General features: G+C 69.7%; 22 protein-coding genes. 17 read left to right on the top strand and 5 right to left on the bottom strand.

Annotated elements, in window-relative coordinates:
* The first annotated feature begins 44 nt into the window (after nt 1-44).
* On the top strand, nt 45-410 hold the full coding sequence (locus NWF34_RS05530) for an Rv2175c family DNA-binding protein (RefSeq protein ID WP_258324368.1): 366 nt from the start codon (nt 45-47) through the stop codon (nt 408-410).
* Here the strand turns inward: NWF34_RS05530 and NWF34_RS05525 are convergent.
* A complete protein-coding gene (locus tag NWF34_RS05525; RefSeq protein ID WP_375295625.1) occupies nt 379-1,971 on the bottom strand; it encodes an alpha-(1->6)-mannopyranosyltransferase A in 1,593 nt (530 codons plus the stop codon). The two genes, NWF34_RS05530 and NWF34_RS05525, sit on opposite strands and share 32 nt — an antisense overlap.
* Nucleotides 1,968-3,164, bottom strand: coding sequence for a polyprenyl synthetase family protein (locus NWF34_RS05520; protein ID WP_258324366.1), 1,197 nt, complete (start codon nt 3,162-3,164; stop codon nt 1,968-1,970). The genes NWF34_RS05525 and NWF34_RS05520 overlap by 4 nt, the downstream gene beginning before the upstream one ends.
* 11 nt (nt 3,165-3,175) lie before the next feature.
* Between NWF34_RS05520 and metF the strand changes: the two genes are divergently transcribed.
* Nucleotides 3,176-4,153 (top strand): methylenetetrahydrofolate reductase [NAD(P)H], encoded by a 978-nt coding sequence (gene metF / locus NWF34_RS05515; protein ID WP_258324365.1) that lies wholly within the window; start codon nt 3,176-3,178, stop codon nt 4,151-4,153.
* Nucleotides 4,154-4,184: 31 nt separating this feature from the next.
* On the opposite strand, the gene NWF34_RS05510 is transcribed toward metF, so the two are convergent.
* The 3 genes from NWF34_RS05510 to NWF34_RS05500 form a co-directional block, all read right to left on the bottom strand.
* Nucleotides 4,185-5,087, bottom strand: coding sequence for an LppM family (lipo)protein (locus NWF34_RS05510; RefSeq protein WP_258324364.1), 903 nt, complete (start codon nt 5,085-5,087; stop codon nt 4,185-4,187).
* 62 nt (nt 5,088-5,149) lie between these two features.
* The gene (locus NWF34_RS05505; protein WP_258324363.1) at nt 5,150-6,763 is read right to left on the bottom strand and encodes an NAD(P)/FAD-dependent oxidoreductase; all 1,614 of its coding nucleotides are present in this window, start codon (nt 6,761-6,763) and stop codon (nt 5,150-5,152) included.
* A gap of 46 nt (nt 6,764-6,809) precedes the next feature.
* The gene (locus NWF34_RS05500) at nt 6,810-7,481 is read right to left on the bottom strand and encodes a GNAT family N-acetyltransferase (RefSeq protein ID WP_258324362.1); all 672 of its coding nucleotides are present in this window, start codon (nt 7,479-7,481) and stop codon (nt 6,810-6,812) included.
* A 321-nt stretch (nt 7,482-7,802) separates the two neighbouring features.
* On the opposite strand from NWF34_RS05500, the gene NWF34_RS05495 reads away from it, so the two are divergent.
* The 15 genes from NWF34_RS05495 (at nt 7,803) to ftsZ (ending at nt 25,993) form a co-directional block, all read left to right on the top strand.
* Nucleotides 7,803-8,267 carry an SAV_6107 family HEPN domain-containing protein gene (locus NWF34_RS05495; protein WP_006434988.1) on the top strand — a complete coding sequence of 155 codons (465 nt, stop codon included), beginning with the start codon at nt 7,803-7,805 and terminating at the stop codon, nt 8,265-8,267.
* 177 nt (nt 8,268-8,444) lie between these two features.
* Nucleotides 8,445-8,846, top strand: a complete 402-nt coding sequence (locus tag NWF34_RS05490) for a DUF3040 domain-containing protein (protein WP_006434989.1) — start codon at nt 8,445-8,447, stop codon at nt 8,844-8,846.
* A gap of 452 nt (nt 8,847-9,298) precedes the next feature.
* Nucleotides 9,299-9,739: a division/cell wall cluster transcriptional repressor MraZ gene (mraZ, locus tag NWF34_RS05485; protein WP_006434990.1), complete on the top strand. Its 441-nt coding sequence runs from the start codon at nt 9,299-9,301 to the stop codon at nt 9,737-9,739.
* A gap of 239 nt (nt 9,740-9,978) precedes the next feature.
* Nucleotides 9,979-10,965, top strand: a complete 987-nt coding sequence (gene rsmH / locus NWF34_RS05480; protein WP_024500383.1) for a 16S rRNA (cytosine(1402)-N(4))-methyltransferase RsmH — start codon at nt 9,979-9,981, stop codon at nt 10,963-10,965.
* A 2-nt stretch (nt 10,966-10,967) separates the two neighbouring features.
* A complete protein-coding gene (locus NWF34_RS05475; protein ID WP_024500382.1) occupies nt 10,968-11,846 on the top strand; it encodes a hypothetical protein in 879 nt (292 codons plus the stop codon).
* Between the two features lie 103 nt (nt 11,847-11,949).
* Complete coding sequence (locus NWF34_RS05470; protein WP_024500381.1) at nt 11,950-13,947, top strand: penicillin-binding protein 2; 1,998 nt, start codon at nt 11,950-11,952, stop codon at nt 13,945-13,947.
* 138 nt (nt 13,948-14,085) lie between these two features.
* A complete protein-coding gene (locus NWF34_RS05465) occupies nt 14,086-15,771 on the top strand; it encodes a UDP-N-acetylmuramoyl-L-alanyl-D-glutamate--2,6-diaminopimelate ligase (protein ID WP_024500380.1) in 1,686 nt (561 codons plus the stop codon).
* Nucleotides 15,768-16,316 (top strand): hypothetical protein, encoded by a 549-nt coding sequence (locus NWF34_RS05460; protein ID WP_024500379.1) that lies wholly within the window; start codon nt 15,768-15,770, stop codon nt 16,314-16,316. The genes NWF34_RS05465 and NWF34_RS05460 overlap by 4 nt, the downstream gene beginning before the upstream one ends.
* 94 nt (nt 16,317-16,410) lie before the next feature.
* A complete protein-coding gene (gene mraY / locus NWF34_RS05455; RefSeq protein WP_024500378.1) occupies nt 16,411-17,508 on the top strand; it encodes a phospho-N-acetylmuramoyl-pentapeptide-transferase in 1,098 nt (365 codons plus the stop codon).
* Entirely contained in the window at nt 17,501-19,096 is a 1,596-nt protein-coding gene (murD, locus tag NWF34_RS05450; protein WP_024500377.1) for a UDP-N-acetylmuramoyl-L-alanine--D-glutamate ligase, read from the top strand. Before mraY ends, murD begins: the two co-directional genes overlap by 8 nt.
* On the top strand, nt 19,093-20,940 hold the full coding sequence (ftsW, locus tag NWF34_RS05445; protein ID WP_024500376.1) for a putative lipid II flippase FtsW: 1,848 nt from the start codon (nt 19,093-19,095) through the stop codon (nt 20,938-20,940). The genes murD and ftsW overlap by 4 nt, the downstream gene beginning before the upstream one ends.
* Nucleotides 20,941-21,014: 74 nt before the next feature.
* On the top strand, nt 21,015-22,223 hold the full coding sequence (gene murG, locus NWF34_RS05440; protein WP_035761002.1) for an undecaprenyldiphospho-muramoylpentapeptide beta-N-acetylglucosaminyltransferase: 1,209 nt from the start codon (nt 21,015-21,017) through the stop codon (nt 22,221-22,223).
* Between the two features lie 32 nt (nt 22,224-22,255).
* Entirely contained in the window at nt 22,256-23,863 is a 1,608-nt protein-coding gene (gene murC, locus NWF34_RS05435; RefSeq protein ID WP_024500374.1) for a UDP-N-acetylmuramate--L-alanine ligase, read from the top strand.
* Nucleotides 23,860-24,561 (top strand): cell division protein FtsQ/DivIB, encoded by a 702-nt coding sequence (locus tag NWF34_RS05430; protein ID WP_024500373.1) that lies wholly within the window; start codon nt 23,860-23,862, stop codon nt 24,559-24,561. The genes murC and NWF34_RS05430 overlap by 4 nt, the downstream gene beginning before the upstream one ends.
* A 259-nt stretch (nt 24,562-24,820) precedes the next feature.
* On the top strand, nt 24,821-25,993 hold the full coding sequence (gene ftsZ / locus NWF34_RS05425; RefSeq protein WP_024500372.1) for a cell division protein FtsZ: 1,173 nt from the start codon (nt 24,821-24,823) through the stop codon (nt 25,991-25,993).
* Nucleotides 25,994-25,995 lie beyond the last annotated feature (2 nt).

Raw genomic sequence — 25,995 nt, 5'->3', positions numbered from 1 at the left:
TCGGCGGTTTCACCGGACCCGGAAGTACCGCTACGCTTCTTCCCGTGGGTTCCATACCGTTGTCGCCTGACACCCTGTCCGCAGATGTCGAGATGCTGTCGGTCGACGAGGTCGCCGACCGGCTCGCGGTGTCCACCAACCGGGTGCGCACACTCATCCGCGACCACAATCTGCTCGCCGTCTCCCGCGGTGGACATCCGGTGATCCCGGCGCTGTTCTTCGACGACGACGGCGTCGTCAAACACTTCTACGGCCTCGTCGGGGTCCTGCTCGACGGGGGTTACACCCGGGACGAAGCGATGACCTGGCTGTTCACCGTGCAGGACGACCTCGATCTGCATCCCGCCGCAGCCCTGCACACCGATTCCGCCCGCGAGGTCATCCGCCGGGCGCAGGCTCAGGCCTTCTGACCCCGTCCTCCTCGGCCGCCGGCTCGTCCGGTGCGCCGGTCCGGTCCGACCCCCACGCCCATCGCCCGAACCGGCCGAGCCGCAACGGGTCTGGGCGCAGCAGTGACCAGGCGGCGAGTCCGGCCAGCAGGAACGCCAGGGTGAGTTCGACGGGCTTGTAGAAGACGATCGCATCGTCGGGCTGGAACACGATCAGCATGAAGGCCGACACCCCGACCACGCTCGCCCGTGCCCACGGCGGCAGCGTGAACGCCACCGCGATCGCCAGCACCCACGTGTAATACCAGGGGAGCGTGGACGGTTCGAGCAGGAGCACGGCCAGCATCGCCCACGCCATACCCGCGACCGCGTCCCGGGCGTCGTGCCGGTGACGCCACCACAACGCGACGAGTATGACCGCGAGGATCACCGAACCGATCGCGCGCGTGATCTCGAGCACCGGTTGCAGATTGAGAGCGGCGAACGGGGCGGCGACCAACGTGACGAGATGGGCGACGAAGGTGGGGAGCGTGAACCAGTTGATGATCACGTCGGCCCAGCCCAGACCCGTCAGCCAGCCGAATCCCAGACCGACCAGCAGAGTCCAGACGCCGAACACCGCGAGCGAGACACCCACGATCGCGGCGAAGACGCCGACGACGTCGCGGGCGGTCACCGGGCGGCGGGACCGTATGTGGGACAGCCAGATCCACAGCACGAACGGGATCGCGATCCCCGCGGTGATCTTGATCGACACCGCGAGGGCCAGCACCGCGGTGCCGGTGACGTGCCGGCCGGTCACGACCAGGACGAGACCCGTGGTGAGCACGCCGGCCATGAGGAGTTCGACGTGAGGTCCCGCGACGAGATGGATGAGGACCATCGGGTTGAACAGTGCGAGCCAGAGACCGGCCTGCGGCGAGGCGCCGAAGTGGCGCGCGAGTCGCGGGATCGCCCACAGCGACAGGAACAGCCCGGGCAGCAGCACGAGCCGCACGGCCAGGACGCCGGCGACGGCATGGTCACCGGTGATCTCGGTGACGACACGCAGCAGTCCCATGGTGAACGGTCCGTACGGCGCCGTGGTGGTGGCCCAGACCGTGGCCATGCTGTCGACGAGCGGGCCTGGATGGTGGGCCGGACCGTCGGCGTACGGATCGAATCCCGCACCGAACACCGCACCCTGGGCGAGGTAGGCGTAGACGTCACGGCTGTAGACCGGAACGGCCACGAGCAGCGGCGCTGCCCAGACCAGTAGCCACCGCTGCAGGGTCCGGGTGGACGGGGAGTTCGCGGAACCGGTCGCGACCCGGCGACCCAGCCGGACCCAGGCGAAGACCATCAGAAAGACCCCGAGCCAGAAGAAGGTCCCGAAGAGGTTCTTGCCGTGGCCGTAGGTGATCCAGCTCAGCCCCAGGTCGGTGAGCGTCGTGCTGTTGCGGGGCGGATCACCGACTCCGAAACTGCCCACGCACACCAGGATCGAGCCGATCGCACCGATGATCAGATCGCCACGTGCGGGACGGTCGCGTCCGCCCGCGGGCGTGGGCGTCGCAGTTGGTGCTTCCACGCCGGGGTTCACGCCTCGCGATGTGCGGTCCGGTGGGCGACCGCGGTGAGTTCGGTGCGGATATCGTCGCCGATGTCGGCGGCGTCGAGTGCAGCGAGAGCGGCGCCGAGCAGGTCGTCGATCTTGCCCTCCATCTCGGCGACCGCGCCGACATCGACGAGAAGTGCTCGCGCGGAACCCAGTTCGTCGTCGTCGAGAGGGCGGCCGATGAACGTGCGCAGGCGGCTCCCGAGTGCGGGGTCGGAGTCGTCCGCTCGTCGCAGCGCGGTGGCGAGCAGGGCGGTGCGCTTACCCGAGACCAGGTCGTCGCCGGACGGCTTGCCGGTCCGTTCGGGGTCGCCGAAGACGCCGAGCTGGTCGTCGCGCAACTGGAAGGCGATGCCCAGGTCGTGTCCGATCTTCCGCAGCGTCGCGACCAGATCCTCCGACGCGCCGGCGAGTCGCGCCCCGAGTTCGAGTGGGCGGGCCACCGTGTACGCGGCGGTCTTGAACTCCATCACGCGATAGGCCGCGGCCGCGGAGTCGTCGCCGCTGGCCTCGTTCACGATGTCCAGGAACTGCCCACCCAGCACCTCCGTGCGCATCGCCGCCCAGGTGGCGCCGACGGCGGGCGGCAGGGGACGGTACTCGGGGGTGGCTGAGCTCCGATCGCCGGTTGAGCTTGTTTCTCCGCTGGTTGAGCTTGTCGAAACCCCCGGCCGGTGATCGTGCACGAGGTCGTCGGCCCACGCGAGTGCGAGATCGCCGGCCAGGATCGCCGCGGCCACCCCGTGGTCGGCGGGGTCACCCGCCCAGGAGGCCGCGGCATGCCGCGACTGGAACACACGGTGCAGCGTCGGCTGTCCGCGCCGGGTGTCGGACCGATCGATGATGTCGTCGTGGATCAGGGCACAGGCCTGCACGAGTTCGAGGGCCGCGCCCACCCGCAGCGCGTCGCGGGCCTCGCGGCCGACGGTCGACGCCTCATCGGAGTCGACGCGCCCCGACTCGCTCATGCCGCACCGCCACCCGGCGAAGGCGAAGACCGGCCGGATCCGCTTCCCGCCCTGCAGCACGAAATCCCGGACCAGCTCCGCTGCGGTGCCGACCACCGGGGCGATGTCGGACGCAGCGGGTACCGCGACGTCGAAGAAATTGCGCAATTCGGTCTCGACGGCCGCCGGGACCGCATCGAGCGAGGCCGGCGTGGGGAAGGCGGAGGTCACCCTGCCAGGCTATGCGAATCGCTCTCTACACTGTTTGGGTGACCCCAACCGCTCCGGCACCCTCGATCGTCGAACGCCTGTCCGCCCCGCACCGTGGACCGGTGCCGTTCTCCGTCGAGTTCATGCCCCCGCGCGACGCCGAGGGCGAGGCCCGTCTGTGGCGCGCGGTGCGCATCTTCGAGCGGCTGTCCCCGGCGTTCGTCTCGATGACCTACGGCGCCGGCGGGTCGACGCGCGACCGCACGGTCCGCATCACCGGCGAGCTCGCCGCCCAGACCACCCTGCTACCGGTGGCGCACCTGACCGCGGTCAACCACAGCGTCGCCGAACTGCGCGCGCTCGTCGGTGCATACGCCGACCAGGGCATCACCAACATCCTCGCGCTCCGCGGCGACCCGCCCGGCGATCCGCTCGGAGAGTGGATCAAGCACCCCGACGGCGTCGAATACGCGGAGGAACTGGTCCGTCTCATCGGCACCCTCGGCGACTTCCACGTCGGGGTGGCGTCGTTCCCGGAGGGTCACCACCGTGCCCCCGACCTCGAACACGACACCCGCAACCTGGTGAACAAACTGCGCGCGGGCGCCGAGTACTCCATCACCCAGATGTTCTTCGACGTCGAGGACTACCTGCGGCTGCGTGACCGGGTGCAGGCGGCCGACCCCGAGCAGGGCGCCAAGCCGATCATCCCGGGCATCATGCCGGTGACCTCGCTGGCCAGCATCAAGCGCATGGCCGAGCTGTCCGGTTCGGTGATCCCGCCGAAGGTGGTGGAACGGTTCGCCAAGGCTGCGGGCGACGGACCCGAGGAGGATCGGGCCGCCGTGCGCGCGGTCGGCATCGACTTCGCGACCGAGACCGCGGAACGACTCATCGCCGAGGGCGCACCCTGCCTGCACTTCTGCAGCCTCAACTTCGCCAAGGCGACCAGCGAGGTGCTCGCCCGGCTCGGCGTGGACGTCGACGCCGCGCTGCACGTGCCGGCCTGAGCGTCCCCGCCCGACGTCCGGCCCGGCGGCCCTAGCTGTCCTTGGGCGCAGTCGCCGCAGTTGGGTCGGCGGCTGCCGAGAGTCCCTCGCCGGACAGGGTCGACGGCGCGGTGTTGGTGGAAACCGGTCGTCCCGGCCGTGGGCCGCGGTACCGCTTCGAATAGGCGATCCGCACGATGACCAGCACCGCGATCAGGCAGACGATGGCGACGAACCACGACCAACTGCTCACTGCGGCGGTCGCCGGGTCCGGGTAGGTGGCGTCGGCGCTGAAGTCCGACGGTTCGCCCGGCGCCGGGGTCCAGGTGACCGTCGACTCGCCGACCTGGTCGCCGTTGGTGGCCGTCACCGGCCCGCCGAACGTGACCGTCAGCTGCACGAAGTCGCGGACCGGGGTGAGGTCGGAGAGGTCGGTGTCACCGCGGAAGCGGACGACCTCGCCGCTGCGCTTGGCCGTGAGGTCCATCGTCAGCGAGGTCTCGCCGTACGCATCGGCGATGATGTCGCCGAGCTGCCCGAACTGGCCGGCGGTGAGATCGGTGAAACTCGCGCGGCTGCCGACGCGCGTGACCGCCTCGTCGGGCTTGTCACCGGAGTCCTCGTTGTCGTCTCCCGCGGACCCCGACGGCGCGGCCGATTCCGCGCTCTCGTCCGGCGTCTCCTTGAACTCGGTCACCGAGACCTGCCCCAACATCGATTCGGGGAGATCCAGCTGCGGCGCGCCACGAGGATTGTCCGGCGACGTCGCGACGATGACGCTGCCGGAATACCGGTCACCCACCGTTGTCGATCGCTCGAGACAACCGGCCATCAGCGGGGACAGAAGGAGCGCCACGATCACCACCGCCACCGGCATCAGCCGGCGGCGTCGAGACTGATCGCGGAGGGACTCAGGTGCACCCTGCTCGGGAATCGACGATCGCACGCTGCTCATCGTGCCAGACGCTCAGCCGAACAGACGTCTCCGACGCTCAGCCGAACAAACGTCTCCGACGCTCAACGGAACAAACGCCTCCGACGCAGTGCGGCGTGGCCGGCGATGTATCCACTCGCACCGGTCACCCCGCCACCGGGATGTGTCGACGCTCCTGCCAGGAGGAGACCGTCGGCACCGGGGACACGGTGGCCCGCCAGGTCCGGGGTCGGACGCCACATGAACATCTGATCGATCGACATCTCCACGTGCATGATGTTGCCGCCGATCAGGCCCAGTTCGGATTCGAGGTCCTCCGGGGTCTGCACATGACGATGGGCGATCGACTCCGCGAAACCCGGTGCGTGACGGTCCACCTCGGCGCAGACCGCCGCTGCGGCCTGCGCGCCCAGTGTCGACCAGTCGCCCTCGGCGAGCCGATAAGGATGCCACTGCGCCCACAGGTTGATCGCGTGCCGACCCTCCGGGGCGAGGGTGGGATCGATCGCCGAGAAGCTCATCGCAACGACAGCGGGCCGCGGTGGCACTGCGCCGACCGCCGCTGCCGCATGCGCGCCGACCAGGTGCGCGCGATCGGTGACCAGCAGCCCGAGGGCCGAGTGGACGCCGTGCGCGGGCAGGTCGTCGGGGAGGTCGCGATAGGCGGGCAGTGCCGTCGTACCGAGGCGCACCGCCATCCCGATCCCGCTGCCGACCACGATGTCCCGTCGCCAGCGGTCGAGGGTCCCGGCGTCGAAACCGCCCGCCGCCAACATGTCCAGGGTCGTCAGCACGTGGCAGGCGTTGATCACCGTCGGCGCGCACCGACGTTCGCCGGATGCGGTCTGCACCCGCCAGTGGTTCCCGCACCGGGTGATCGAGACGGCCGGGTCCCCGCACGCGATCCGCCCACCATCGGCCTCGATGCGGTGGACGAGCGCGTCGGTCAGCGCACCGCTGCCACCGATCGCCCGGCCGGGCGGGATGCGGTGCATCAGCGCGGCGAACCCGACCATCGGAGCGCTACCGGGTGCATTCATCGGCGGTCCCGACTGGGCGCCGAACCAGGCGAGTCCCGCCTTGAGCTGTTCGGAGTCGAAATAGCGGTCGAGGAGTGAGTCGCCCGAAGCCATGAGCTCGGCGGTCAGGTTCATCATCGCGCCGCTGCGGCGTCCGATGAGGCCGGTGCGTTCGGTGCTGGCGGTCGAACCGAGACCGCTGAACGCCCGGCCGAACTGCCGCATGGTCGCGGGCCGGTAGAACGCATCCATGACGGCCGCCGACCGCGGCGTCCACGTCTCGACGAACTGTCGGTACGCCGCGGCATCCTTCGCGCCACAGGCCCGTTCGATGGAGGCGCAGGTGGCCTCCAGGTCGGTGCGGAAGACGATCGCCGGTGCGGTCGCGGTCGCCGGGACGAAAGCCCAGGGGTCGCAGTCGACGTAACGCAGTCCGTGCGCGGCGAGGTCGAGGTCGTCGAGGACGGGGGAGTGCCGGATCATCAGGTGCGCCGAGGAACCGCGATCGATCCGATGACCGGGGAATCGCTCGACGGTCGACACGGCGCCGCCGGGGATCTCGTCGCGTTCGAGCACCTCGACGTCCCGTCCGGCCTGCGCAAGATACGCCGCGGCGATCAGGCCGTTGTGGCCGGCGCCGACGATCACCGCGTCGCGCCGCTCGCCGTGCCCGCTCATGCGGGTCCTGTGCCGTGCGCGATCGTTTCCGGGTGTGCCATGTCCTCTATCCTGCGGGTCGTGCTGGACCAGCCGACGGCGGTTGGAGATCCAGGGGGAGCGGACGACCCAGGAATGCGAACGGCCGCGGGTCGCCGGTGAACGTGAAATGCCGGAGCACGTCGGAGAACCCCATCCGCCGGTACAGCGACCACGCGCGGTTCTGCTCGGCCGGGATCTCCGGGGTCGACAGCAGAACGTGGCGTTCGGGCCGGTCGGCGAGTAGGCGTGCGAGCAGCAACTGGCCGATGCCGCGTCCCTGTGCGGTCGGGTGTACGTGCAGTTCGGTCAGCTCGAAGTAGTCGCGGGCGATCATCTCGATCTCCGCGGGCGAGCGCCCGGTCTGCCGCAACCCGAGCCGGAGTTGCTGATTCCACCACTGGCCGGTCGCCCCCGTGTACCCGTAGGCGATGCCCACGAGAACGTCGTCGGGACCTGTGCCGACGGGCGTTCCGACCCGACGCCGGGCGGTCGGCATCGCCTGCGCCTCGTGCGGGGGCAGCGTGGCGACCGCGCCGATCGCGCGCCAGCCCGGCCGGGCGATGTGCTCGCGCCAGAGGGCGGCACGGTGCACCTCGGTCCCACGGGGATATCCCATCGCGGTCACGTAGACGTCGAGCGCGGGCTCCAGCCACACGCGGGAGTCCTGACCACTGAGGTTCACCAGGCGGACGGTCACCGGCGGGTCGTCTTCCGGCTCGCCGTGCGGGCCCGCACCGACCCGGCCAAGCGTTCTCCGACCATCTGGCGTGACTGTCCTCTCGGTGCGGCGGACTCGGCGGAATCGGGTCGCGGGACGCGGTGTTGTAGAAGGGTGCGGGTCGCGGACCCACGCCTTGAAGAGACGCGTGCCGCTAGCTATATTGAACGTGTCGAACGGGTGTTCGATGAATGTGCCTCCGCAAGCTGTTCGCGTTCATCCCGACGACATGACGGTCCGGTGGCGGACGAGGGAAGCGTCTGCCACCGGCCACCGTCGTCCGCGAGTGAGGAGGATGCCATGCCCGGTCGGCCCACATCCCGCCGGTCCGCCCCGGTCGACCCGGTGATGGTCGGACGCGCGCGCGACCTCCTCCAGCGCGCACATCTCCTACTCGACAACGCCGACGGGGTCGAGGACGACGCCGAGCGATTCCGTCAGTTCTATCTTGCCGCGCTCCGTGCCGCCGGAGCCGCGCTCGCGATCGGTGAACCGATCGGTCCCGCTCGCCGTAAGACGTCGAACGCCTGGACCCGGATAGGTGTGGTCGCCCCTGAACTCGCGCCGCTGGCGGCGCGCTTCGCCGCGCTGTCGCCCGTGCGGATGAAGATCGAGTCGGGGATCATCCGAACGCTCGACCCCGACAGTGTCGCCGGCATGCGACTCCTCGTCCTCGACTTCCTTCGTCGGGTCGAAACCCTGGTCATCGCTTACGAGCAAGGCAAATTCGGGACAGAGGACCCCCAAATCGGGCGAACAGCGTGAGGCCGGACACACTTTCGGCGTTCCGTTGTCGTACCGGTATGTGCATCCGGCGCTGCAACAGCGAGTAATGGTGGTCGCGGCAGATTTCACCTCGTATCATGGGAGAATAAGGCGCAGACGCCTCACTGGTCGTGGTTGACCGTCGTCGGCGTCGCGGATCAGGGAGAAGGAGGGTCGGTGCCACTTTCGGAGCACGAGCAACGCATGCTCGAACAGATCGAGAGCGCTCTGTACGCGGAAGACCCCAAGTTTGCGTCCAGTGTCAAGCGTCGTCGGCTGGGCAAGTCGAGTGGCCGTCGTCGCCTACAGGCGGTGGCGATCTTCGTCGTCGGCCTCGTGATGCTCGTCGGCGGTCTCATCGTCAAGATCGACATCGGAGGATTTCCGATCGTCAGCCTCCTGGGTTTCCTGGTGATGTTCGGTGCCGGCCTCTTCGCCCTCTGGGGTGACGACCTCGGCGACTCCGCGACGTCCTCGCCACGCGGGGGAGGCAAGAAACAGTCCGGGTCATCGGGCTCCAAGCGCAAGCTGTCGGAGCGGATGGAAGAACGATTCAACCGTCGGTTCGAGCAGGAGTAGGTTTCCGCCGGCCTGACGGGCACAACTCGTAGAAGAGCCGCGCACCCCACGGGGTGCGCGGCTCTTTTGTCTGTCCTCCCCTCGGCTCTCCCCGCCGTGACCCACTCCCGGCCCCTTCCTCCAACCGGGGTTCCCCACCTTCCCCCACAGGGAGGCCCCACTTTCCCCCACCCGGGCACCCCACCTTGCCCCACCGGCGCGGAGACGCAGGTCGCACGGGTATCTGGCGCCTCATCCAACGCGTCTGTCACACGCCTGACCGACGTCCAGCGGACGCGGATCGCCGTGGACACGCAGGTAGCTCCAAATATTTTGCGTGCCTGAACTGCGAATTTGCTGATCGTGGGAGCTGGTGTGGGCCTCTGGGGTGGAAAGTGGAGGAAAGTGGGGTACTGTGGCATCACTGGGTGAGGCGATCCGGAGCGTGGAACCCAGGGGCAGGAGGTGTCGACATGTCCGTGCGATTTGTCGGCACCTACACGCCGAAATTGGACGACAAGGGGCGACTCACGTTGCCCGCCAAGTTCCGCGACGCACTGGCAGGAGGGGTAGTGGTCACCAAGGGCCAAGACCACAGCTTGTCGGTGTACCGGACCGAAGAGTTCGACGCGATCGCGGCGAGGATCGTCGAGGCGTCACGCAACGACCCTGACCTGCGTGCGTTTCAGCGGACGTTCTTCGCCGGTTCGGAAGAACAGCGACCGGACGGCCAGGGCAGGATCAGCCTGTCCTCCGACCATCGCGTCTACGCGGGACTGTCCAAGGAATGCGTGGTGTTCGGCAGCTTCGATCACCTCGAGATCTGGGATTCGGCCGCATGGGACGAGTACCAGTCGCAGCACGAGGAGAACTTCTCGGCGGCGAACTCGGCCGCGCTGAACGCGGTCTTGTAGCCGAGAGGGGACGAGGCGGAAGCGGTGCACGGGCTTCGGGTGGCACGAGGCCCCGATCCGGTCCGACCCTGGCGTACTTCCCCAACGCCAGGTGCGTGATCGGGTCGGGACCTCGCTCCATCCGGGCGCGGCACGAGGCGAGAGTCCACCGTCCGCGACACGACACTCCGACAAGTCCTTTCGCACCGAAACGCCGACTCTGCCGACCGACATGGCCGACACGCCGATGGGGGCCCTCCGTGGATGACACTGGTGACGACACTCGCCGCTCCGGCGAGTTCGGCCACATCCCGGTCATGGGCCGGCGGATCGTCGAATTGCTCACCCCGGCACTGGAATCCGAAGACCGACGCGTGTTCCTCGATGCGACGCTCGGTGCCGGCGGACACAGCGAACTCATCCTGAACACGTTCCCGAACGTGCACCTCGTCGGCATCGACCGCGACGCCTCGGCCCTGGAGATCGCTCGACGCAGACTCGAACCGCACGCGGACCGGATCTCGCTGCACCAGGCCACCTTCCACGAGATCGCCGATGTCCTCGACGAGGCCGGTGAGGAATCCATCGACGCCGCCCTGTTCGACCTCGGTGTCTCGTCGATGCAGCTCGACCAGGCCGGCCGGGGATTCGCCTACTCGGTGGACGCCCCGCTGGACATGCGGATGAACCCCGACGACCCGCTCACCGCAGCGGACGTGCTCAACACTTACAGCCACGGCGAATTGGCCCGGGTCCTTTCCGAATACGGGGAGGAGCGCTTCGCCGGCAAGATCGCCTCGGCGGTGCTGCGCGAGCGGGAGAAGGAACCGTTCACCACCAGCGCACGCCTCGTCGAGCTGCTCTACGCCACCATCCCGGCGGCGACGCGGCGCACGGGTGGTCACCCGGCGAAGCGGACCTTCCAGGCGTTGCGCATCGAGGTCAACCACGAGCTCGACGTCCTCCGCGAGGCGTTGCCGACAGCACTCTCCGTGCTCACGGTCGGCGGACGCGTCGCGGTGATGAGCTACCAGTCGCTCGAGGACCGAATCGTCAAGCGGGAGTTCGCGGCTCGCACGACCTCGACCTCGCCGCCCGGTCTGCCCGTCGAGTTGCCGGGAACCGCCGCGGAGTTCCGCCTCCTGACCCGCGGCGCCGAGCGTCCCGACGAGGAAGAACTGACCACCAATCCGCGATCGGCACCGGTGCGAGTCCGGGCGGTCGAAAGAGTCGAGAAGAAGGGCTGATCATGACGATCCTGCACGAGGCCCCCAATCGTCCCGGCTCCGGACGTTCCGGCGGCAGGCGTTCCGACACCGGACGTTCCGAGGAGGAACGCGACACCCGGCGGTCGCGGAGGGCGCGCATCGAATCCGAGCGGGCGACGCGCTCGCGGGCGGCCCAGCGTGCGCTGGATCGCCGTCACAAGCGCATGGCGGCCGGTACGAGCGCACCCCGCGCGGTCCGTGGTGGTCTGTCGATGTCCGGCGTCTCGTTCCGGGAACGGTTGCAGCACACGCCTTTCGTGGTCCCGGTGATCGCGTTGCTCGTCCTGGGTCTCGGTCTGAGCCTGTGGCTGTCCACCAAGTCGGCCCAGGACTCCTACAAGCTCGGCATCGAGCGGACGGAGAACCAGTCGCTCATCGATCAGCGGGATGCGCTGAAGCGAAGCTACGAATCCGGCAACTCTGCTCCCGAACTGTCCCGGGAGGCAACGCGTCTCGGCATGATCCCGGCGGACAATCCGGCGCGGATGATCGTCGACGACCCGCGACGGCCCCGTATCGTCGGGAAGCCGGCACCGGCATCGGGGAAGCCGATGGCCGATCTCAACCCCGAGCCGAAGCCCGACCCCACCGAGACCATCGATCCGCGCAAGGTGGACGACTCGATCGGGCTCGGCGGTGGTGCCGCCGGCACACCCAACCCGCCTGCGCAGCAGAGTCCGACGCAACCGAGCCCGACGCAACCGAGCCCGACGCAACCCGATCCGGATCCGGCCCAACCGAATCCATCGGCGACACCTGGTCAGGGAGAGGGTCCGTCGACGTCGACCGATCCGGGGACAACACCTCAGCCGTCGCCCTCGACACCGGTCCCGGCACCGAATGTCGTGCCCCGTACGTGAGGTGCTCGCCGGCCGTGGGGGCCGTCACAGTGCTCCCATCGATCTGCAACCCGCCGATGCCAAATCCCTGTCACGACCTTGAAGCGGTGAACAATTGACGACCATGACACGTGCGACCTTCGAGCGACTCGGCCATGGGCCGTCTCGCCCGGGACGTCGTCCGGGCCACGGGCCGTCTGGCCCGGGACCTCGTCCGGGCCATGGGCCGTCTGGCCCGGGACTTCGTCCGGGCCGGGGATCGAGCGCCGCCGGCGGCCCGCGTGGCCGCGGGCCGGGCAAGGGCGGCCCGCGCAAGGGCGGGGGGCTGCACAGCTTCGGTTTCCGGACGCGGGTGGCCGGTGTCGTCGTGCTGCTCGTGGTCCTCGCGGTGGCGGCCAAGATGATCGTCGTCCACACCGTCCAGGCCGGGTCCATCTCGGCCGAGGCCGCCCAGCAACGCGAGTACACCCAGGTCCTCACGGCCAAGCGGGGTTCCATCCTCGATCGCAACGGACGTCCGCTGGCCTACACGGACGAGGCCCGGTCACTGACGTTCCTGCCCAAGGCGGTTCGCAAGTCGATCGAGGAGGAACACCGCAAGAACGCCGAACTGCCCGGTGTCGACGAGCGGCTCAAAGAGATCGCCAAGGGCGTGTCGGTCGCACTCGGCGGTTCGATCAGCGAAGAGGACCTACTCGGGAAGGTGACCGGCGACGAGCCCTTCGTGTACCTGGCGCGGGCGGTCAGCCCGGACGTCGCCAAGCGCATCACCGAGGAGTTCCCGGAGGTCGGCGCCGACCCGGAGAGCATTCGGCTCTACCCCGGAGGCTCCCTGGCGGCCAACGTCATCGGCGATGTCAACTACGACGGCAACGGCCTCATCGGTCTCGAGGCCTCGCTCGACGCGATCCTCTCCGGCAGCGACGGTTCCCGTACCTATGACCGCGGATCTGACGGCGCGATCATCCCGGGCAGCACGCGCAACGTGCACCCGGCGATCAACGGTTCCACCGTTCGTCTGACCCTGGACTCCGACACCCAGTGGTTCGTCCAGAGCCAGGTCATCAAGGCCAAACAGGCATCCGGTGCACGCGCCGCCTCGGCGGTGGTGCTCGACGCCAAGACCGGCGAGGTGCTGGCGATGGCCAACGACGGCACGTTCAACGCCTCGCTGCCGCTGTCGGATCAGCCGAAGGCCGAACTCGGCAACCCGTCGGTCACCTCCCCGTTCGAGCCCGGCTCGGTCAACAAGCTCGTCGCGGCCTCGGCCGCAATCGAGTACGGCCTCACCCGGCCGGACACCGTCCACCAGGTGCCCGGCAGCATTCAGATGTCCGGTGTCACCGTCCGGGACGCCTGGCCGCACGGTGTCGAGCCGTACACGACCACCGGCATCTTCGGGAAGTCGTCGAACGTGGGCACGCTGATGCTCGCGAAGCGGATCGGCGAGGAACGTTTCGCCGACATGCTCAAGCGATTCGGACTCGGCCAGCGCACCGGTGTCGGACTCCCGGCGGAGAGTGCCGGAGAGGTTCCCGCCCTGAGTCAGTGGTCGGGCGGTTCGTTCGCGAATCTGCCCATCGGCCAGGGGCTTTCGATGACGCTGCTGCAGATGACCGCGATGTACCAGGCGATCGCCAACGACGGTCTGCGTGTCCCGCCGCGCATCCTCGTCTCCGAGGAGCGCGATGGCAGTACCCGGGAGGGGCGTGCCCGTCCGGAGCCGGTGCGGGTCGTCAGCGAGCAGACGGCGCGGACCGTTCGCGACATGTTCCGTTCGGTGGTGCAGGACGATCCGATGGGCGTGCAGATGGGTACCGGTACCAAGGCCGCCGTCAGCGGTTATCAGGTCTCCGGCAAGACCGGCACCGCCCAGCAGGTCGATCCGTCCTGTGGCTGCTACTCGAACTCGCGGTACAACATCACGTTCGCCGGGATCGCCCCGGCCGACGCCCCCCGCTACGTCATCGGGATCATGCTCGACAACCCGCGGCGCAGCTCCGACGGCTCCGGGGGACAGTCCGCCGGTCCGCTCTTCTCGACCATCGCGTCGTGGATGCTGCAACGCGCCCAGGTCCCGCTCTCCGCGCCGGCGCCGAGGCTGACCCTCACCGCCAACTGATCACGACCGCCATGGTCGGCGCACCGCGTCCCGATCGCCGATCCCCGGTCGGTATCGTGAGTGCAATTCTGCGCCGATCACGACCACCGACCGACAGACTGCACGTACACCGACAGGAAGAACCGAGGAGGCGAACTCATGACGTCTCGTGGTTCCACGGGCAAGGGGTCGGCCGGTAGGCGCAAGGGCAAGAAGCTCCCCGGTCGTCCGCGTGAGGTCGCGCCGACATCGGCGACCGTCCTGTCGACGGCCACCGGCGCCCGGCTCGACCTCGTCGGCGGCGCCGACCGCGACACCAGCGTGCAGGGCGTGACCCTGCGCGCCCAGGACGTGCAGCCGGGCGACCTGTTCGCGGCACTGCCCGGAGCGGCCACCCACGGTGCGCGTTTCGCCGACCAGGCGGTCGCCGCGGGTGCGACCGCGATCCTCACCGACCCGGCCGGCCGGGTCGAACTCAGCCGCGTCCTGCCGCCCGAGACCGCAGTCGCGGTGCTCATCCACCCGGCCCCGCGGACCGTGCTCGGCACGGTGAGCGCCCGCGTGTACGGCAATCCCTCGCAGCGGCTCAAGCTGATCGGGATCACCGGCACCTCGGGGAAGACCACCACGTCGTATCTCGTCGAGGCGGCCCTGCTCGCCGCCGGTCATTCGGTGGGACTCATCGGGACCGTCGAGACCCGCGTGAACGGCGTCGCCCAGCCCAGCTCGCTGACGACGCCCGAGGCGCCCACCCTGCAGGCCCTGCTGGCGGCGATGCTCGAGGACGGCGTCGACGTCGTCGTCATGGAGGTGTCCAGCCACGCGCTGTCGCTCGGACGCGTCGACGGCGCCCACTTCGCGATCGGGGCCTTCACCAATCTCTCGCAGGATCATCTGGACTTCCACGGGACGATGCGCGCCTACTTCGACGCCAAGGCGCAGCTGTTCGTGCCGTCGTCGCCCACCCATGCGGTGCGCGCCGTGGTGTGCGTCGACGACGAGTGGGGTCGGCGGATGGCCGATCTCGCGCGCCGGCCGGGGGAGGCGGCGCACCTGCAGCCGGTGACGGTGTCGACCGGTGCGACGCCCGCACACTGGCACGCCGGCCCGTCGGATCTCGTCGGCGACGGCACCTCGCACACCCCCTTCACCGAACCCGACGGCGACCACGTTCTCGTCATCCCGCTGCCGGGCCGCTACAACGTGGCGAACGGCCTGCTGGCCGTCGCCGTGGCGCATGCCGCGGGGGTGCCGATCTCCACCGCCCTCGACGCGGTCGCGTCGGTGAGTGTCCCGGGACGCCTGCAGCGCGTCGATCGTGGACAGCCGTTCCTCGCGCTGGTCGACTACGCCCACAAACCCGGCGCCGTCGAGGCTGTCCTGGCGACCCTGCGGGGTCAGCTCGGCGAGGGACCCGGTCGCGTGGCCATCGTGATCGGTGCCGGCGGAGACCGCGACGCGGGCAAGCGCCCGCTGATGGGGGAGGCCGCGGCACGCGGTGCCGAACTCGTCATCGTCACCGACGACAATCCGAGGTCGGAGGAGCCGGCCGCCATCCGGTCCGAGGTTCTCGCGGGCGCGCGTGCGGTCGACGCCGCCGAACGTCCGGTGGCTGCCGAACCGATACGCGAGGTCGCCGACCGCGCGGCCGCGATCGCCGAGGCCATCGCCTGGGCGGGTCCCGGCGACATCGTGCTCGTCGCGGGCAAGGGACACGAGGCAGGGCAGGAGATCAACGGCGTGAAGCATCCGTTCGACGACCGCGACGTCGTCGCCCGAGCGCTGGAATCGTCGACCCCGCAGAGCGCACCCGCCGGCTCGGTGGCCGCGGAGGGTGATCGATGACCGGACCGTTCGTCACGGTGATCCGCGGGGATACGCCGGTGACGGTCGACGACGCACGTCTGCTCATCCGCCGGCTCGCCGAGCACGCCGGTGCGATGCGGGGCAGCACCTCGGTGGAGATGCGCGGCGACGCCGCGGGGGATCGGCCGCGCACCTGGGCGATCATCGCCGAGGTCGCCACCCCCGAGGGGAGCGCCGAGAATCAGCGTGTCGTCGAACACGATCTCCTCGGACGTCTGGCCGTCCGGTTGGCCGTCGACAAGACTCTCTGCGTGGGCGACTCCCGATCGGTGCGCGCCCTGCACCAGGGCGCCGTCATGGAGGGTTCCTGGGGTGACGAGGCGCGCATCGTCGAATCGGTCGAGGACGCCGCGGCGCTCGTCGACACCGACCCCGATTGGCGTCCCGCCGCCGGTGATGTCATTCTCCTCGCGGCCGCGAGCGCCGACCTGGACTCGGTGATCACCGCCTGGGGTACGAGCTGCGGATGGCAGATCCGCGAGGAGACGAGCGGCGGTCCCGCGGACGAAGGGACCGCACCATGAGGGCGCGCGACAAGGCGTGCCGGCCGAGAACATCGAACAGAGTCGGAGAGAAGAGCGTGGCCCGGAACGGACGAGCGAACACGAGGGCAACACGGTGACCCAGATCCTTCTCGCGGGTGCGATCGCGATCGCGGTGTCGATCCTGCTGACCCCCGTGCTCATCAAGGTGTTCTCCCGTCAGGGATTCGGCCAGGAGATCCGGGTCGAGGGTCCCCAGAGCCATCAGACCAAGCGCGGCACACCGTCGATGGGCGGCGTCGCGATCCTGGCCGCGCTGTGGGCGGGTTACTTCGGTTCGCACCTGGTCGGCCTGTTCACCGATGCCGGCAACGGCCCCACGGCGTCGGGTCTGCTCGTGCTGGGACTGGCGACCGCGCTGGGCATCGTCGGCTTCCTCGACGACATCATCAAGATCCGCAAGCACCGCAACCTGGGACTGAACAAGACCGCCAAGTCGATCGGGCAGTTCATCGCCGCGATCCTGTTCGGCATCCTCGTGCTGCAGTTCCGCAACGACTACGGCCTCACCCCGGCCAGCACCCACCTCAGCTATGTGCGCGACATCAACGCCATCGGCCTCGGCTCGGTGGTCTTCGTGATCTTCTGCTGGCTGGTGGTCGCCGCCTGGTCCAACGCGGTGAACTTCACCGACGGACTCGACGGCCTGGCCGCCGGTTCGATGGCGATGGTCCTCGGGTCCTATGTCCTCGTGACGTTCTTCCAGTTCGTCAACGCCTGCGCCGGCGGCGCCAAGCCGCCCAGCGACATCCCGACCGGGTGCTACCAGGTCCGCGACCCACTCGACCTCGCGATCATCGCGGTCGCCGGCGGCGGTGCGTGCCTCGGCTTCCTGTGGTGGAACGCCGCACCGGCCAAGATCTTCATGGGTGACACCGGTTCGCTGGCGCTCGGCGGCATGCTCGCCGGTCTGTCCATCACGACCCGCACCGAACTCCTCGCGGTCGTCATCGGCGCGCTGTTCGTGGCGGAGATCATGTCGGTGGTCATCCAGATCGCCTTCTTCCGCACCACCGGCCGCCGGGTCTTCCGGATGGCGCCCTTCCACCACCACTTCGAACTCGGCGGATGGGCCGAGACCACGGTGATCATCAGGTTCTGGCTGCTCACGGCCATCGCCTGTGCGCTGGGACTGTCCCTGTTCTACGGAGAGTTCCTGACCACCAATGGCTGATCCGCTCACCGCCGAGAACCCCACGCCGGGCAGCGACCCGCTGGGGCTGACCGGCCGGACCGTGGTGGTCGGCGGGGCGGGTACCGCCGGCATGTCCGCGGCCCGGTACCTGGTGACCCGCGACGTCCACATCGTGCTCGCCGACGACCGGTTCGCCTCGCGGAACGCCGAGACCGCCGCCCGGGAAGCGGCCGTGCGTGCGGTGGCGGGGGTCGCGGATCTGCTCTCGCAGGGTGCGGAGGCGGTCGCGATCGCCGATCTGCTCGCGGACCCGTCGTGGACCGCTGACGCCGCGGTCGTGATCGTGTCACCGGGGTTCGCACCCACGCACGACCTCGTCGGTCAGGCCGCGGCGGGCGGCGTACCGGTGTGGGGTGAGGTCGAACTGGCCTGGCGTGTCGACGCCGCGGGACTGCTCGGCGAGCCGCGCACCTGGCTGGTCGTCACCGGCACCAACGGAAAGACCACGACCACCTCGATGCTCGCCGACATCGTCGAGCGTTCCGGCCGCGCCGGCGCGGCATGCGGCAACATCGGCCTGCCGGTCCTCGACGCCATGCGGGCGACGCCCCGCGTCGACGTGCTGTGCGCCGAGTTGTCGTCGTTCCAGCTGCACTGGGCGCCGTCGGTCCGCCCGGCCGCGGGGGTGGTGCTCAACGTCGCCGAGGACCACCTCGACTGGCACGGCACCTTCGACGCCTACGCGATCGCCAAGGCCGGCGCGCTGCGCGGCGACATCGCGGTCGTGGGTCTCGACGACCCGGTCGCGTCGGGCCTGCCGGGCGCGGGACGCCGTGTCGGCTTCACTCTCGGCGCGCCGCAGGACGGTCAGCTGGGGGTCGAGGACGGCCATCTCGTCGACCGTGCCTTCGGTGCCGGTCGCCTGCTGCCCGCCGACGCCGTGCATCCGGCCGGTCCATCAGGTGTGTCCGATGCCCTCGCCGCCTCCGCACTCGCCCTCGCGATCGGTGTCGGGCGCGACGCCGTCGAGGCGGCGCTGACCGACTTCCGGCCGGCCGCCCACCGCGGCGAGGTGGTGGCGACCCGCGACGGCGTCCTCTTCGTCGACGACTCGAAGGCCACCAACCCCCATGCCGCCCAGGCGGCGGTCGCCGCCTACGACCGCGTGGTGCTGATCGCCGGCGGCCTGCTCAAGGGTGCGTCGATGGACGGGATGCTCACCGCGGTCGGCGATCGGCTCGCCGGGGTGGTCGCCATCGGGCGGGATCGTGACCTGGTCGTCGAAGCGATCGTGCGACACGCCCCAGAAGTCCCAACAGTCACAGTATTCACAGGGGACGATGGCACGGTGAACGTGCATCGCCAGGGTCAGACCGAACCCGTCCTCTCGTCGACACCATTCTCGTCGTCGGCAGAAGCCTCGGAGTCAGACAGCGCCGTCGCCGTGATGGACCGGGCGGTCGCCGAGGCATGGGAGCTCGCCGCAGCGAGTGACCCGACGCCCGACGCGGTGCTCCTCGCACCCGCCGCGGCCTCGCTGGACATGTTCGCCGGTTACGGCCGGCGCGGTGACGCGTTCGCGCACGCCGCCCGGGACATCGCCGGCACCTCCTCGTCCTCGCGGTGAGTCGCGTGAGCAGCGACAAGACCTCGGTCGACGCCGCGGCGGTGGACGACGGCGACCTCGACGATGCGACGGACGACGTGACCGACGGCGAGAACCCGTCCGGTGCGGCGCGGAACACGGCGTCGGAGCGCGCGTCGGCACGGTCGAGGCCGGGCGCGGACGTCTCGGCGGCGGCCTCGACCGCCGCCTCCGTCACCGCCTCGCTGCCGGCGCTGATCATCGACGCCGTCCGGAGCCTCCTGGCCCGACCGCTGGCCTCATATCAGCTGGTCCTCACGATGGCGTTCATGCTGACGGCCTTCGGTCTGGTGATGGTGCTGTCGGCGTCGTCGGTCGAGGGGTACTCGCAAGAGGGATCGTCCTACGGGCTCTTCACGACGCAGGTCATCTTCGCCGGGCTGGGTCTCATCGTCTTCTATCTGATGCTGCGGGTCCCCGTCCGACTGCTCCGGCGCTTCGCCGCGCCGTCGATGGCCATCGCGATCCTGCTGCTCGGGCTGGTGCTCATTCCCGGTGTCGGCACGCTCAGCCAGGGCGCGCGGCGCTGGTTCGTCATCTCCGGCGTGTCGGTGCAGCCCTCGGAGCTGGTCAAGGTGGCGCTGTGTATCTGGGGTGCGCACCTGCTGGCGTCGCGGCGACGTGACAACGCGTCGATCAAGGAACTCCTGATCCCGCTGGTTCCGGTCGCGATGCTGGTCTGCGTGCTGATCATCCTCGAGCCGAACCTCTCGACGACGATCACCATCGCGATCATCGTCGGCGCGATGCTCTGGTTCGCCGGTCTGCCGATCAAGGTCTTCTCGGCGTTCGCCGTGTCCGGTGTGATCCTCGCGGTGATCCTCGCCCTCGCCGAGGGGTACCGGTCGCAGCGCGTGATGAGCTTCCTCGGCGGCATCGACGATCCTCAGGGTGCCGGCTACCAGGCGCGCCAGGCGACCTATGCCCTGGCCAACGGCGGAGTGTTCGGTGTGGGCCTCGGTCAGTCGAGCGCCAAGTGGAACTATCTGCCCAACGCGCACAACGACTTCATCTTCGCCATCATCGGCGAGGAACTCGGCCTCCTCGGCGGGCTGCTGGTGGTGTTCCTCTTCGTCCTGCTGGGTTACATCGGGTTCCGTATCGCGCACCGCTCCACCGATCCGTTCCTGCGCCTGATGACGGCGACCATCACCGTGCTGATCCTCGCGCAGGCGTTCATCAACATCGGCTACGTGATCGGCCTGCTGCCGGTCACCGGTATCCAGCTGCCGCTCATCTCGGCCGGCGGTACCTCGACCCTGACCGTGCTCGCAATGCTCGGTCTCCTGGCCAACGCCGCACGACACGAGCCGGAGGCGGTCGCGGCGCTCACCGCCGGAACACCGGGCCGGCTGGCCCGTGTACTGCGGCTCCCGACACCGGTGGGCTACCGGCAGTCGCGAGCGGAGACCCTGCGCGATCGTCTCGACCAGCGCCGGTCGTCGGGCGGCCGGACGGCCGGACATCCGGGTGCGTCGGGACGGCCTCGGGCGACCGGACGAACCGGGGCGCCGAACCGTCGCGGACGACCGGCCGAGCCGGCTCCGAGCCGGGGTCGTTTCACGATGCCGTGGAAACGGGCGAAGTCCGCCGAACCGGCACCCGCACGCGGTGCGTCGACGCGGCGCCCTGCTACGGGTGGCCGCACCCGACCTGCGCCGTCGACACGAGCGGGCGTCGACTACCGTGGCGGGTATCCCGGCGCCGGCAGTGCACGTCGCTCGGCGTCACCGGGATGGCGGGCGGGCGCGCATCAGCCGCGTACGCCGCGGTCCGCCGATCCCGGGCGCGATCGGCCGACACACGGCCGTGTGGGACGCCGCTGATCCGGTGTTCGCGGTACGGATCTCGCTGCGCGGGACAGACGTGCACAGTGGCTGGAGATGGAGTGACAACGCCGGTGAATTCGGGTGCAGCACAATCTGATACGACCGGAGGCCCGGGTGGCCGGCCGTTGTCGGTGGTCGTCGCCGGCGGCGGGACCGCCGGCCACATCGAACCCGCGCTCGCCGTGGCCGATGCGATCACCCGTATCGACCCCACGGCCCTCGTCACCGCGCTCGGGACCAACCGCGGACTCGAGGTCGACCTGGTGCCCGAGCGGGGATACGACCTCCGGTTGATCCCGCCGGTCCCGTTGCCGCGCAAGCCCGGGATGGATCTCGCCAAGACCCCCGGCCGGCTCGTGTCCTCGGTCGCCGCGACCCGGAGGGTGCTCGCCGACGTGGACGCCGACGTCGTCATCGGCTTCGGCGGGTACGTGTCGGTCCCGGCCTACCTCGCCGCGCAGATGCACCTGCGGCGACGCAACCGCATCCCGATCGTCATCCACGAGGCGAACGCCTCGGCGGGCATCGCCAACAAGGTGGGCGCCCGGTTCGCCGACCGCGTCCTGGCCGCCGTCGACGGCTCGGGACTCGATGCGACCGTCGTCGGCATGCCCGTCCGCGGTGTCCTCACCGAACTCGACCGCCCGGCCCTGCGTGCCAAGGCCCGGCACTACTTCGGCCTCGACGAGGACGCCCCGACCCTGCTTGTCTTCGGTGGATCCCAAGGCGCGCAACGTCTCAACGATGCGGTGTCGGGGGCGGCCGAGGCTCTTGGTGAAGCGGGCGTCGGAGTCCTGCACGCGTACGGACCCAAGAACTCGATCGATCCGGTGATCGTCGACGGCGCGCCGCCGTACCGCGGTGTCGGCTATCTCAAGCGGATGGATCTCGCCTACGCCGCAGCCGATCTGGTGATGTGCCGGTCCGGGGCGATGACCGTCGCGGAGGTCTCGGCGACCGGTCTGCCCGCGATCTACGTGCCGCTGCCGCACGGCAACGGCGAACAGCGGCTCAATGCGCTACCCGTCGTCGAGGCCGGCGGTGGACTCATCATCGAGGACTCGGCGGTGAACCCGGAGTGGGTGGCACGTGAGGTGCCGGCACTGCTGCACGACGCGGAGCGGCTGCGGAAGATGTCGGCGGCCGCCGCGGGTACGGGTCATCGCGATGCCGCCGCGGCCGTGGCCGACGCCGCTCTCGAACTCGCCCGCGGGTTCCGTGCGGGCCGGAGGCCGTCGCGCAGGGCGTTTCGATCCCACCGATCGGCCGTCGAACAGTGACAATCGGACGGGACGGTGCGGGAGGTGACGACATGAGCGAGGGGACGACCGTGGGAACCGGAGGACTGCCGCCGCAGCTGGCCCGCGTGCACATGGTCGGCATCGGCGGCGCCGGGATGTCCGGGCTCGCGCGAATCCTGCTGGCCCGCGGTGGTCAGGTGTCGGGCTCCGATGCCAAGAACAGCCGCGGAATCCTCGAACTCCGCACCCGTGGAGCCCGCGTCCAGGTGGGGCACGATCCGTCGGCACTCGACCAGATCCCGGGCGGGCCGTCGGTGGTGGTGACCACGCATGCCGCGATTCCCAAGACCAACCCCGAGCTGGTGGCCGCCCGCTCGCGGGGCATCCCGATCCTGTTGCGCCCCCGCGTGCTGGCCCAGCTCATGGAGGGCGACCGGACACTGCTGCTCGCCGGGACCCACGGCAAGACCTCGACCACCTCGATGGCCGTCGTCGCGCTCCAGCACGCCGGCAGCGACCCGTCGTTCGCCATCGGCGGCGAGCTCAACGAGTCCGGCACCAACGCCCATCACGGCGGCGACCCCGTCTTCGTGGCCGAGGCCGACGAGAGCGACGGTTCGCTGCTCGAATACACCCCCGACGTCGTCGTCGTCACCAACATCGACGCCGACCATCTCGACTTCTTCGGGTCGATCGAGGCCTATGTGGAGGTGTTCGACAAGTTCACCGAACGTATCCGGACCGGCGGCACCCTCGTGGTGTGCCTCGACGACCCCGGATCGGCCGCACTGGCCGGACGTGTCTCCGACGCCCTGGCCGCGCGCGGGGTCACGACCGTCGGCTACGGCCGCGGGACCCACGCCGGGCTGGCGCCGGTGGTGCCCAACGTGGCGACGCTGCTGTCCTGGGAGCCGCGCGGCACCGGGGGAGCGGCACGGGTCCGGTTCACGACGCCGGTGACCGGCCCCGCCGACGAGGCCGGCACGGTCGTCGACCGTGAACTCGTGCTCCCGCTTCCGGGAGAACACATGGCGCTCAACGCCATCGCCGCGGTGATCGGCGCCGTCCGGATGAACGGTGCCGACACCGGCACCGACTTGGTCGGGGCCCTCGACCGAGTCCTCGCGGGGATCGGCGCATTCGGCGGCGTCCATCGCCGTTTCGAGTTCCGCGGACGCCGGGGCGGCGTCGAGGTCATCGACGACTACGCCCACCATCCGACCGAGGTGCGGTCGGTGCTCTCTGCGGCCCAGGCGATGATGGCCGCACGGGTCGGACCCGACGCGCCGCGCGGCCGTGTCATCGCGGTCTTCCAGCCCCACCTGTATTCCCGCACTCTCGAATTCGCCGACGAGTTCGCCACCGCTCTCGACCTCGCCGACACCGTGGTCGTCGCCGACGTCTACGGCGCCCGCGAGGCGCCGATCCCGGGTGTGAGCGGGCGGACGATCGCGGACCAGCTCACCTCGCCGTCGGTGTTCGCACCGGATCTGTCGCGTCTGGCCGGTCAGGTCGCCGAACTCGCCCGGCCCGGCGACATCGTGCTGACCCTGGGCGCCGGCGACATCACCATGCAGGGACCCGAGATCCTCGCCGCCCTCGGCGGGAGCACCGGGAACGACGCCGTGCACGAGAACGGTGAGGGCTCCGGAAACGGGGACCTCACGGGAGTGCCGTGATCCGCTGGCCGACCCGCCGCCGGTCGCGCCTGATCCTCGGCACCCTCATGGTCGTCGCCGCCGGGGTCGGGCTGGTCCTGATCGCCTATCTGACCCCGCTGATGTCGGTGCGCAACACCGACATCCGGGACAACGGTTCGGTCCCGGCCGACGAGATACTCCGCGCCGCCGCCGTCGCACCGGGCACCCCGCTGCTCCAGGTGGACACCCGAGCCGTCGCGCAGCGGGTCGCCACCATCCCGTCGGTCGAATCGGTCCGGGTGCAGCGGTCCTACCCGTCGTCGCTGACGATCACCGTCGTCGAGCGGATGCCGGTGGTGATCGTGACGAGCGGGGACGAGGTCCACGTCCTCGATCGTTCGGGGGTGTCCTTCCTCCACTATGTCCGCGCCCAGGGCGTGCCGCCCGAGGTGCTCAAGCTCCCCGTGCTCGAGACCCCGAATCCCGGCCCGGCCGATCCCACCACCCGGGAGGCGATCGCCGCGGTCGCCGGACTCCCGGAATCGCTGGCGCGGCAGGTCATCCGGGTGACGGCGACCTCGCCGGTCGACATCGAGTTCATCCTCACCGAGAACCGGCGGGTCGTGTGGGGGGACAGCGACCGGGGAGCGGAGAAGGCGCGAACCCTCACGTACCTGTTGAGCCGCGACGCCAAGATGTACAACGTGTCGAGTCCCGAATTCCCGGCGTACAAGTGATCCCGGCGGTCTCCGTCGGCCGGAGCGGCGCCAGATTCGTTGACGATCGGCCGGATTCACCGAAATTCGGGTGCGACTTCCCGACACGCCGGGCGCTGTTGTGGATACCGGGGCCCGCGATGCCTAGCGTCATCTCCACAACGAACTACTTGACATAACTCTAAATCTATGGTTCAGGTTTAGGGTTTTGCCAGCACCTGGTGCTGAGAAATCAGCACCCGAAACACAGAGCACGATCCATTACGAGGAAGGCGAGCGCATGACGCCACCGCACAACTACCTGGCCGTCATCAAGGTCGTCGGCATCGGCGGCGGCGGCGTGAATGCCGTCAACCGCATGATCGAGCAGGGGCTCAAGGGAGTCGAGTTCATCGCGATCAACACCGACGCGCAGGCCCTGCTGATGAGCGACGCCGACGTCAAGCTCGACGTCGGTCGCGACTCCACCCGTGGCCTGGGTGCCGGCGCCGACCCGGAGGTCGGCCGACGCGCCGCCGAGGACGCCCGCGACGAGATCGAGGAACTCCTCAAGGGTGCGGACATGGTCTTCGTGACCGCGGGTGAGGGTGGCGGCACCGGTACCGGCGGTGCTCCGGTCGTCGCGCAGATCGCCCGCAAACTCGGCGCGCTCACCGTCGGTGTGGTCACCCGCCCGTTCTCCTTCGAGGGCAAGCGTCGCGGGGGACAGGCCGAGGCGGGCATCACCGCCCTGCGTGAATCCTGCGACACGCTCATCGTCATCCCGAACGACCGCCTGCTGCAGCTCGGCGACGCCCAGGTGAGCCTCATGGACGCGTTCCGCAGCGCCGACGAGGTGCTCCTCAACGGTGTCCAGGGCATCACCGATCTCATCACCACCCCGGGTCTGATCAACGTCGACTTCGCCGACGTGAAGGGCGTCATGAGTGACGCCGGCAGCGCGCTGATGGGTATCGGTTCCGCCCGCGGCGAGGACCGCGCCAAGAAGGCGGCGGAGTCGGCCATCAACTCGCCGCTGCTCGAGGCGTCGATGGAAGGCGCCCGGGGCGTGCTGATCTCGATCGCCGGCGGCAGCGACCTCGGACTGTTCGAGATCCACAACGCGGCGACCCAGGTCCAGGAGGCGGCCCACGAGGACGCCAACATCATCTTCGGCACCGTGATCGACGACAACCTCGGCGACGAGGTCCGCGTCACCGTCATCGCCGCCGGATTCGACGGCGGCACCCCGAAGAAGCGTTCCGACGTCCCGGCCGCGTCCGGTCGCACGGCCGTCGGCCAGGGACAGGCCGGTGCGGTCTCGGCGCCGCCGAAGAACGACCCGCTCTTCGGCGACATGCCGAAGGGCTCGGGTGACCCCTTCGGTGGCGAGCGTGAGCCGGAGCCCCCGCGTCGCAACACCGTGCACCTCGACGACGACGACGTCGACGTGCCGTCCTTCATGAAGCGCTGACC

It is taken from the genome of Gordonia sp. GONU (genome assembly GCF_024733855.1).
Classification (GTDB): domain Bacteria; phylum Actinomycetota; class Actinomycetes; order Mycobacteriales; family Mycobacteriaceae; genus Gordonia; species Gordonia amicalis.
Note: the sequence above shows the minus strand (reverse complement) of the source record. Positions and strands in the feature narration are given on the sequence as shown.